A 10065-nucleotide genomic window follows, 5' to 3' on the forward strand; every position below is an offset into this window, starting at 1 on the left:
TTTTGTCCACTATAGTGTGTATTCTAATTTGTCGGGATAACAGGATTTGAACCTGCGACCTTTCGGTCCCGAACCGAACGCTCTAGCCGGGCTGAGCTATATCCCGTGAAAGACGCAAGTCATACCCGTCTGGTCGCGTGAAGACAAGATAAAATATAATGGAGAAAAACCGGTTTAATTGAGGGTATTGCGCTTAGCCACTACCACACGCGCTACTTTTTTAGACTTTACAGGAGCTACAACGGCAGTACGTTGAGGCGCCATTTTTTGGGCTTCAGCAGGTGTGTTAATGGGTTGAATACTCTTATCTTCGGGATCAGCACCATGTTCGTTTAAGTATTCGCTAATGCGAAATTCCACATGGTCCATACGCACTTTTTTAGCCGGTAAACGGCCAGAAGCATGCGAAACAGCAGCAATTAAGGTTAAACCGATAATCAGTATGTATTGAAGGAACGTTGTCATGAAAGTATGTCTCAACGCAAAAAGCGCACCTAAGATCTACACTTTTTTTATTAAAAACAAAAATACTTGAAATTAAACACGTTTTTCAAAAAACTTTTTTCGTTTAGATCAAAATTATTGTATTTGGGCAAGTGTTTTTGTCAAAAAATGCTTCAAAATGACACAACAAAAAAAGGGATTTGGGTTATTTTAGCTCACCTGTTATACAAGAAATCGCATGTTAACGCTTGTTCCTACGCCATTAGATGATGATAGCCCACTTGAGACGGTAGCACTCGAACTATTGCGCCATGCCTCACAGAATCTTGACAAAAATATCTTTTTAATTGAAGAGCCCAAAGAAGGACGCCGCCGCTGGATTCATTTTGGACTCCCGCGCGAAGCAATTGATTCTTTTGTTTTATTTAACGAGCAAACACAAAAAACCGAAACGCCCCACATTATTGAAAAACTAAAACAAGGACATCATGTGTATCTGATGAGCGATTCTGGGCTTCCCTGTGTGTGTGATCCCGGTTCTCAATTAGTTGATGCTTGTCATAACGCAGGAATCCGCGTCACATCCACTCCTTTTCCCAATTCAATGATGCTGGCCTTGGCCCTTTCGGGTTTTGATGCATCACAATTTGTATTTGAAGGTTTTTTACCTCGTGAATCAGACGCCCGGCAGAGAGAATTAACGCGCATACTTGCGTTGCCGCGCGTATCGATTGTGATGGATACACCGTATCGTTTAAAAAGTTTATTAGAAGATATCGCCACACTAAAAACCAGCCGCAGGCTGTTTGTGGCTTTGGATTTAAATCAGAAAACTGAAGAGCTGCACCGCGGAACGATAAAGCAAATCATAGAAAAAATAGCCGATTTTAAGAGGGAATTTGTGCTGGTGGTAGGGCTAACTTAATATTTTGCGGATTATTTTTATCTAATGCCCATTGTAATGGGTTGTTTCGTATATATTCTCTGATTTTCAACAATGAATCTTCATTTCGGATAATGTGTTCGTAATAGTTGCGTTGCCAGAGTGGTCCAGTTTGATTGCGTAGTTTGTTACATTGTATGGCCGATATGGATTTAAATGCGCACATGACATCTCCCAATGTAGGGGCGCTGCTTGCTGCGCCCTCTTGAGATGGCAGGTTTTGAGCTGCCATTTCATTAAGAATAATAATTCCATGGATGTGATTTGGCATCAGAGTAAATTCGTCCAATTCGATTCCTAAAAACCTACTTTTTAAATGAAACCAGGTATTAATGATAATATTGCCCAATTCATTTGGTATGACCTGCTCATTGATGAGCTCTCCAAACAAACATTCTTTATTTTTGACACATACTGTTACAAAGTAATACCCGTATTGGTCATAATCATAACCTTTCATTCGTAAATTTTTACGATTGTGTTCAAGATCCGACATGCAACAGATATCGGTAAGATGGATATGAAAGTTTCGTTTATGATGAATTTTTTAGATGAATACTGTTTTTATGGTGGGTGTGCTGCTCGTGAAGCTTGCGCCCTTGTAAATTAAGCCCATCTATGAGGGCAGGGCAAGCCCTGCCCCTACATGAAGACAACAGATAAATTATAGAATGGGATTAACTATTCTTCTTCTCTTCAATCTTACGCTGCGTACTATTTAAAATCGCTTTTCTTAAACGCACATTTTTAGGTGTGGCTTCTACGTATTCATCATCGCGAATAAATTCGATGGCTTGTTCCAAGGTCATGGGTACCACAGGTGTGAGTACCACGTGTTCATCCTTACCCGAAGCACGCATGTTGGTGAGTTTTTTGGTACGTGTCACGTTAATTTCTAAATCGTTGTCACGATTATGTTCGCCCACAATCATGCCTTCGTATACGGCATCGCCGGGTAAAATAAACATACGGCCACGGTCTTCTAAATGGAAAATACCGTAAGCAACGGCTTCGCCTAAACGATCAGAAATAAGAGAGCCGGAAAGCCGCGAGGTAATTTCACCGCGGTAAGGTTCGTATCCTTCAAGATAGGCATTCATAATGCCTGTTCCCTTGGTGTCGGTTAAAAATTCGTTGCGGTAACCAATAAGACCACGGGAGGGAATAGAAAATTCCAAACGGATACGGCCATCGCCGTAGGCATGCATGTTCACCATGCGTCCTTTGCGCATGGAGAGTTTTTCGGTAATCACACCCATAAAGGTGTCGCTACATTCCACCAAAAGATGTTCGATAGGTTCTAATTTTTGCCCTTTTTCTTCTTTAAACAAAATTTGTGGTTTGCCTACGCATAGTTCAAAGCCTTCACGGCGCATGGTTTCAATGAGCACCGCCATCTGGAATTCGCCGCGCCCTTTTACAATGTAAGCTTCGCCGGTAGGGTCTTGTTCAATCTGGATGGCCACATTGTAGAGGGTTTCTTTTTTAAGACGTTCCAAAATGCGGGCGCCCTGTACGAGCTTGCCCTCTTTACCAACAAGAGGCGAAGTGTTGGGCATAAAACGCATAGCCACAGTAGGTTCATCGACTATTAAACGTTTTAAAGCTTTGGGATTTTCTTTGTGAGTAATCGTATCGCCAATTTTTACTTCGTCAATACCCGATACAATGACAATATCACCCGGATCCACCTGATCCACTTCTTTAAACTGCACTCCATCATAAACTTGTAATTTAGAGACACGTAAACTTTTGGCCTGATTACTTTCGTCGATAAGCGCTAATTCTTCATTCTTTTTAGCACTGCCATGGAAAACTTTACCGATCGCTAAACGTCCCAAATAATCGGAGTAACCGATATTGCACACCAGCATCTGAAATGGGTCGCCCACTTCGTGGGTTGGAGGAGGAATGTGTTTCACAATAGCTTCGTAGAGGGGAACTAAATTGGTGCCTTTTTCTTCCAGCGAATTTTGAGCAATACCATCGCGGCCAATGGCGAAGAGAACGGGGAAATCAATCTGTTTGTCGTCAGCACCTAAATCGATAAAAAGAGAGTAAATTTCATTTAATACTTCCTGGGGGCGGGCGTCTTTACGGTCGATCTTGTTTACAACAACAATAATTTTAAGATGATCTTTAAGGGCCTTCTGCAACACAAAACGAGTTTGTGGCAAAGGGCCTTCGGCAGAATCAACGAGAAGAATAGCGCCATCGGCCATGCGCAGGGCGCGTTCTACTTCACCACCAAAATCGGCGTGGCCTGGGGTATCAATAATATTGATCTTCACACCGCCATACACCACCGAGCAGTTTTTAGCCGCAATAGTAATCCCGCGTTCGCGTTCCAAATCCATACTATCCATCACGCGATCGCCTACTTCCTGGTTATCACGGTACATGCCGCTTTGGCGAAAAAGGTGGTCCACCAGGGTGGTTTTGCCATGATCCACGTGAGCGATAATGGCGATATTACGGATATTGGGATTTTCTTGTTTCATACGTTAAGTTATATTTTTCAGATTAATCGTTAAACCTAGAGAATTGATTATAATTGCAAGGGTTTAGCGATAGACTCGCCCATCGAAGACCTGATAGTAGATCAGGACGCAGAAGGGTCAATAGTCTTTCTTCGTTTAAAGGAGGTTCTCCCTACCTGTATGAGGGCCAATAAGCCAGCATTTTTTTGTTTCTTTTCTATTATCCCTTTGATAAACCAAGAATATGTCCGCAACATTGAGCTTGGCTTATACGTCCGCCGCCCTCGATTTAGGCGCGCTGATGGATGACTTATACCTTCTTCTTGAAGAAAAGGGTCTTCTTACGCCCGAGAAAAAGCAGGAAATTCTTAACAAATACGAAGAAACCAAAGCCCAGTGGAATAAAACCATTGAGAGTTATCGCCAAAGCTTACAGGCTTTGCCCGTAGAGCTTAAAAAACGTCCCTTTATCAAGCAAGCATTAGCCGATCTCGAAAAATTTGAAGGCTCGCTTAAGCATTTTTACGAAGCTCACCAGTTAGATGCTACCTTTAACAATCTTAAAAAAAATGCAGAAACTTTAAAGGAACAACTAACTCTCTTGTCCGATCACCCGCTTATTGAAAAATTTTTACGTGGCGAACCTATTTTAGCCTCTAAAAAGACTATCCAATGGGGACGTAAATTTGGGCACGCGGCCTTTGGTATTTTCTTTATCACGCTTTTTTACTATTCGCATCTGCCGCAAAATGTAATTTGGGGACTAACCGGCGCCTTTTTAGTTTGGGCCTTTACGCTTGAAACCTCGCGCCACCTAAACCCTAAAATTAACGATTGGGTATGCAAACATTTTAAACCCATCATGCGTGAAGCCGAAAAAACGCGTATTAATTCGGCCATTTTTTACATTGTAGCCATGCTTGGAGTTTATCTTATTTTTCCGCAACCGGTTACCATGCTCACCATGATGTTTGTAGCCTTTGGCGATACCGCGGCTGGTATTGTAGGTGTGTATTGGGGTAAAACCAAGTTGCCCAATGGCACCAGCCTGGAAGGCTTTTTAGGCTGTTTTACCGCCTGCGCACTGTCCTCTTTTGTATGTGCCGGATTCTTGTTTGCCTCCAAACTTTCCGGTTTGGATCTTTTCCTCTTCTCGGCCATGGGTGGTATTGTGGGTGCTGTAGCAGAAAGTTCTTTTAAGAAAATCGACGATAATCTTGTTATTCCTCTTTTATCGGCCCCTTCTTTGTGGGGCATCATGCATCTTTTTAATATTTTATAAACTATCTTTACTTCTTTATTTCTTCCGTTATTCTTATCCCAAAAGGGGGCATTATCTATGCCCGATTCAGTTATTACATCTTGTCCGCAAACCTTAATGGATACGGGTGAGCCCATTGCTCCTCCTGATGATATTGAGGCACGTCTTCGTCAGCGGGAGGCTCTTTTTAGACGATATTCACCTGAAGGCATTGCCGCCTGTAATCCACCTCCTACCGATGAGGATATTACACCTACTGTGGCTGGCATCCCTGTGCCTAAGAAATACAAAAGCATTACCGATTTACCCCGGGTTATTCGTGGTATTTGTGCCTATACAGGATGGAATCAAGATCATAATTTAACAGCAGATGAAATGAGGACATGGATGGATGGGACAGGATTTGGTGAGAAAGCTTTGGGGCATGCGGTAATCTCGTATTTGGATGTAGCGGATGCAATAGGCAGTTGTGGTTCTTCTGGCGATATTTTTCTTACAGATTGCTACCCAGGTATTGGCACTCCCAAAATTATTCAAACCAATGGTGCCGAAATTAATCGTATCGATCAGCAAGCCATCGACTTGCTCAGTTTCTTTAAAGAACGTTTTGGAAATTCTATGCCTGCTTTGGGCTTAGATGGCTCGGTAAAGCCCGATTACAACCCAAACGACATTAAACCAAACTCCACCATTTCAACAAATACTCCTCAACCCAGGCCAGATATTACACTTGTTGCCGTTGATGGAGCCAAAGAAAAAATCCAATTTTATTTTTCCTTATGCAATCGCCTTGCTACCCAAGGATTACCAAATGTTTACCTCGATTTTGCAGGATATGAACTAGTGGGCTTTGATTTGGCAGAGCCCAATAAAGGTGAAAAAAGGTTAATTTTTAATTTTAGCCGTATAGAAGGACTCGGCCGAGTAAATGCAACGGTAACCATGACAATTTCTACATTATCACGCGAACAACAATGGAATATGCCTGAAGGATTACTGAGAAATGTCGATCTATCTGTTGTAGGAACAAGAATACCCACTATCCGTGATGATCAAGTGATCTTACCCTTAGATGATTTACGCCTAATAAGAGAAGAAATAGACTCGTTTGAAAATGATTAAAATTGATGTTCATCTACCTTTTCAATTTTTAAAAGCGCCTTTTTAATAGGAAGACCACTGGAATAGCCACCCAAGGTACCGTTACTGGCAATAACTCGATGACACGGTATAAAAACAGGGATTGGGTTCTTGCCATTTGCATTGCCAACCGCTCTAAAAGCCTTAGGTTGACGTATAATTTTAGCCAAATCAGCATAACTAATCACTTTTCCATGCGGAATTGTAAGCAAACCTTTCCAAACTCTTTGCTGAAAGGGCGTTCCAATCGAAATATCGAGGTATTTTAGAGGAAATTTAGGCACTTTTTGATCATTTTTGTACAATTCAAGCCATTTTTTGGCTTCTTTTAGAGGTTTTAAGGTAATAGGACTACTTTTTTGAGAAGAAACCGGCTTTGTAAACCAAGCTCCTGTAATACCTTTATTGTTTGCTTCTATTTTAAGACTAAAATCCTTCATTTGATAATAAAGTATTTCTTTCATTTCGATATCCTTCTCAATTTGAAAGCACTTTTAGAGGAGCTTTCAAAGGGTATGGATGAATAATAAATAAGTAATTTCATATACTTATTTATTTTCACCAAATGGCACAAAATCTGCATTTTTAGTCATCCGTGGGGTTGGTTGTTAAGGATGAAAGAGTCTCTCGACAATTTAACAGAGAGCGAATTCGTTTTTCATACCCCGGTTGAAAAGCCGGCGGTTGGGCAATATTTTAAGAAAAACGGACATTTCGACGGCCGCCTCTTCCATTCCATGGATAAGGTAACTTATACATTTATAAGCCAAGCCAAGGAAGTTATTTCTCTTCACTTCGACAAAACACGCAATGCTATTTTTTATAAAGGCCACAATGTGGCCAATACACCCATTAACGCCGAACAATGGGACCATCTGGAAAAATTTAAATCGGCTATTGCCTCCAGTAACGAAACTAAAAAATTCATTATTGATATCACCGAACTGCTAAACAAAATTAAAAATGAGAATTCTTCGGTAACTCCTTAATTATTCCACATAAAAAAGTAGCACTTCCTAATAAAAACACTATTATTCCCCTGTGGAAATAAAACCCATTCGCGTTATTGTACCGGTTAACCCCGCCGATTTTCCCCAAACCCAGGTTGATACCAAAAAACCGCGGTCTCTTGCCTCAAGCTTTAAACCACCCGAGGGAAAATGGACATTTGAAAACGGTGATATCATTTTAAATGGCTATCATGTAGCCACGCTTATTGAAGACGGTAAAAATAAACCCCAAGCTTATTTTACAAAACTGGCGGCCGATTTAGCCGCTTACCGCGAATACTTTATTCAACAAAATGCCAAACGCCGTAAAAAGAAAATTGATGGCCGCGAGGTAATTGAAGAATACGATGATACAGGCCAAATTGACCATGTGTGCGCTCTGGTTGAAGCTTATATTGGCAAAATCATGCGGCTTTTAAAACGGCGCTACGAAAATACGGCAGACGGCATGGCGGTAAATTTAGATGAAGATAGTCAACTTGTTATCAATGGCATGAACGTAACGGCCTTTTTAGTGATGGCCCGCCAATACCCTACCAAAAAAGCAAAAACATTTTTAAAAGGCCTGAAAAACCGTTTGCTCCTCATTTTAAGCAACAAACAACGTAGTCCGTCTTACGAAAAATTTCGCGATGTGATTGAAAGTTTAATAAACGAAATTGACGGCGAACTTTTTCGCATTACACAAACCGAACGCTTACTTGAGAGCAGCCATAAGTAGTATGTTGTATTTTGCCAACTATCTAAAACGTCCTTTCCTGTATATATTTTTGATTTTGTGTGCAGTAGCTTTTTATCAAGATAACAAACCACAAAATTTTGCCAACCCAACTCTCTTGGGTAAATCTACAAACTTTACCGGTATTGTAGAAGAAAACCAGACACGTAATCAAAAATCAAAACTTGTTGTCCGTTTAAACGAAGGATCTAAAATTCTTTTAAGCATTGGCACTGGAATTTCAACAGTGAACACTAACGATATAATCCAGTTTACAACCAAACTTAAAGAACCCATCAATTATAAAAATCCCGGTGGATTTGATTATGTAAAGTATCTAAAGCGTCAAGAAATTGGGATGACGGGTTTTGTAGAAAATGCAGAAGCAATCACTCTAGAACAAGAACGCTCCAAAACCCGGGTGAGTCATCATAAAGAAAATATAAAATCTTTTCTTAAAAAGAATTTTTCATCAGCTACCGCCTCTACACTTGTTGCCTTAATGTGGGGAGAAGACGATTTGCTATCACCACAAATCTTTGATCTTTTTAATAATTTTGGTATTTCGCATATTTTGGTTATTTCCGGCTCGCACTTTGCTTTATTAACAGCGGCTTTCTTTTTTATTTTTCGTTTCTTGCTCGGTTTTTATCCTCGCTTATTTCTATTTATTCCCTCACAAAAAATAACAGCCTTAGTAACGCTTGTAGCCGCAACCGCTTATTATTTTTTATGTGAAAGCTCGCCATCCCTCTTGCGAGCTTATATTGGTGTGTCTGCCGTTCTTATTAGCTTAATTCTATCTCGTAAAAACGACTGGCTTAATTTAACGTTCATGGCGGCATCTTTGATTCTCGCTTTTAACCCTCTCCTTCTTTTTAATCTCTCGTTCGAGCTTTCATTCTTATGCGTATTGACGATTATTCTGGTTTATCCCGTGTTTGAATCATTTCTGAAAAGTCGCTTTGAATTGGATGAAGAAGACACCAAAACCAAAATTAAAAGTAGCCTATTGAAACTGATTGCTCTCAATACAGCCATTTTTATTATTCTCACGCCTTTTACCGCTTATCACTTTAAACAAATTACCTGGGGGAGCCTTATCACTAATTTGTGGGTTGTACCGGTTATGGAATTAGCGATTGTTCCTTTAGCTCTTTTAGGATTTCTTATTTTTACAATCAGCAGTTCTGTGGCGTACTATTTTTTCTACGCAGCAGCCTTTCTGTTAGAAAACCTTATTGCCCTTCTTAAAAACACACAAAATGCATTTACTACGGCGCATTTGGCTTACCCACCTTATACCTGGGAACTTATTCTCTATTTTGTTTTAATGCTCATTCTCTTTAGTCGCTTTCGCCAGGTTCGCTTTAGGAAGATAGCTGTAACATTGATTCTCATAATTTTTGCCGCAGATCTTCTCTTTTGGACATACCGCATGCATCACAATTCTTCTTTCGTCATTACACAGCTAGACGTCGGTCAGGGAGATTCAATACTCGTGGAAGTACCACCTAACAAAAAAATGCTGATCGATGGTGGCGGGGCTCCTTTTTTTGATTTAGGCAAGAATGTGATTATTCCTTTTCTGCTCTATAAAAGAATATCCAAGCTTGATACGGTGGTTATAACACATAGCGATATGGATCATTACGGTGGCTTAAACAGTGTGGTAGATGAGTATCCAGTAGATGAAATCTGGTGGAACGGAATAGAAACCGATCAGGAACCATTTAAAAAGTTAGAGGAAACAATTTTGAGGAAAAAAATCCCCGTTCAAATCACACGGCGCGGGCAAAATACAAGTTATGGCGATGGGGTTATCGATGTGCTATGGCCGCCTATTGAAAAATCGGACTTAAAAGATAACAACGAGTCGGTCGTCTTAAAAATAGCTGCGAATGGTAAGAAAGCTCTCTTCACCGGCGATATCGAATGGCCAGCGGAATATGCGCTGATTAATGATGATATTAAGGCGGATTATTTAAAAGTACCACATCATGGCAGCAAAACTTCATCCACAGACTTGTTTTTAGATAAAGTAAAACCAGAAGTCGCAAGCCTTGGGG

10 protein-coding genes and 1 tRNA gene are annotated in these 10065 nt (G+C 40.6%); 6 read left to right on the forward strand and 5 right to left on the reverse strand.

What is annotated here, in order from left to right:
• Nucleotides 1-31: 31 nt before the first annotated feature.
• Together K1X76_06115 and K1X76_06120 are read right to left on the reverse strand one after the other, a co-directional pair.
• Nucleotides 32-106, reverse strand: a tRNA-Pro gene (locus K1X76_06115).
• Nucleotides 107-174: 68 nt separating this feature from the next.
• Nucleotides 175-465, reverse strand: a complete 291-nt coding sequence (locus K1X76_06120) for a hypothetical protein (GenBank protein MBX7148644.1) — start codon at nt 463-465, stop codon at nt 175-177.
• Between the two features lie 217 nt (nt 466-682).
• Here K1X76_06120 and K1X76_06125 point away from each other — a divergent pair, with 217 nt between their 5' ends.
• On the forward strand, nt 683-1369 hold the full coding sequence (locus K1X76_06125) for an SAM-dependent methyltransferase (protein ID MBX7148645.1): 687 nt from the start codon (nt 683-685) through the stop codon (nt 1367-1369).
• On the opposite strand, the gene K1X76_06130 is transcribed toward K1X76_06125, so the two are convergent.
• The gene (locus tag K1X76_06130) at nt 1332-1883 is read right to left on the reverse strand and encodes a transposase (GenBank protein ID MBX7148646.1); all 552 of its coding nucleotides are present in this window, start codon (nt 1881-1883) and stop codon (nt 1332-1334) included. The two genes, K1X76_06125 and K1X76_06130, sit on opposite strands and share 38 nt — an antisense overlap.
• A 181-nt stretch (nt 1884-2064) precedes the next feature.
• On the reverse strand, nt 2065-3888 hold the full coding sequence (gene typA, locus K1X76_06135; protein ID MBX7148647.1) for a translational GTPase TypA: 1824 nt from the start codon (nt 3886-3888) through the stop codon (nt 2065-2067).
• A gap of 223 nt (nt 3889-4111) precedes the next feature.
• On the opposite strand from typA, the gene K1X76_06140 reads away from it, so the two are divergent.
• Entirely contained in the window at nt 4112-5149 is a 1038-nt protein-coding gene (locus K1X76_06140) for a hypothetical protein (protein MBX7148648.1), read from the forward strand.
• 57 nt (nt 5150-5206) lie between these two features.
• Nucleotides 5207-6250 carry a hypothetical protein gene (locus K1X76_06145; GenBank protein ID MBX7148649.1) on the forward strand — a complete coding sequence of 348 codons (1044 nt, stop codon included), beginning with the start codon at nt 5207-5209 and terminating at the stop codon, nt 6248-6250.
• Here K1X76_06145 and K1X76_06150 read toward each other — a convergent pair.
• Nucleotides 6247-6708: a methylated-DNA--[protein]-cysteine S-methyltransferase gene (locus K1X76_06150; GenBank protein MBX7148650.1), complete on the reverse strand. Its 462-nt coding sequence runs from the start codon at nt 6706-6708 to the stop codon at nt 6247-6249. The two genes, K1X76_06145 and K1X76_06150, sit on opposite strands and share 4 nt — an antisense overlap.
• A 174-nt stretch (nt 6709-6882) precedes the next feature.
• Between K1X76_06150 and K1X76_06155 the strand changes: the two genes are divergently transcribed.
• The 3 genes from K1X76_06155 to K1X76_06165 form a co-directional block, all read left to right on the forward strand.
• On the forward strand, nt 6883-7257 hold the full coding sequence (locus K1X76_06155; protein ID MBX7148651.1) for a hypothetical protein: 375 nt from the start codon (nt 6883-6885) through the stop codon (nt 7255-7257).
• Nucleotides 7258-7309: 52 nt separating this feature from the next.
• Nucleotides 7310-7999: a hypothetical protein gene (locus K1X76_06160; protein MBX7148652.1), complete on the forward strand. Its 690-nt coding sequence runs from the start codon at nt 7310-7312 to the stop codon at nt 7997-7999.
• Nucleotide 8000: 1 nt separating this feature from the next.
• On the forward strand, nt 8001-10065 hold a 2065-nt coding region (locus K1X76_06165), incomplete at its 3' end, for a DNA internalization-related competence protein ComEC/Rec2 (GenBank protein MBX7148653.1).

Source organism: bacterium, assembly GCA_019695305.1.
Lineage (GTDB): Bacteria > UBA10199 > UBA10199 > UBA10199 > JAIBAG01 > JAIBAG01.

Bases quoted from the DNA above. Each gene is read 5' to 3' on its own strand.
- K1X76_06145 (MBX7148649.1), top strand. From the start codon at position 5,207: ATGCCCGATTCAGTTATTACATCTTGTCCGCAAACCTTAATGGATACG.
- K1X76_06150 (MBX7148650.1), bottom strand. From the start codon at position 6,708: ATGAAGGATTTTAGTCTTAAAATAGAAGCAAACAATAAAGGTATTACA.
- K1X76_06125 (MBX7148645.1), top strand. From the start codon at position 683: ATGTTAACGCTTGTTCCTACGCCATTAGATGATGATAGCCCACTTGAG.
- K1X76_06130 (MBX7148646.1), bottom strand. From the start codon at position 1,883: ATGTCGGATCTTGAACACAATCGTAAAAATTTACGAATGAAAGGTTAT.
- typA (MBX7148647.1), bottom strand. From the start codon at position 3,888: ATGAAACAAGAAAATCCCAATATCCGTAATATCGCCATTATCGCTCAC.
- K1X76_06140 (MBX7148648.1), top strand. From the start codon at position 4,112: ATGTCCGCAACATTGAGCTTGGCTTATACGTCCGCCGCCCTCGATTTA.
- K1X76_06155 (MBX7148651.1), top strand. From the start codon at position 6,883: ATGAAAGAGTCTCTCGACAATTTAACAGAGAGCGAATTCGTTTTTCAT.
- K1X76_06120 (MBX7148644.1), bottom strand. From the start codon at position 465: ATGACAACGTTCCTTCAATACATACTGATTATCGGTTTAACCTTAATT.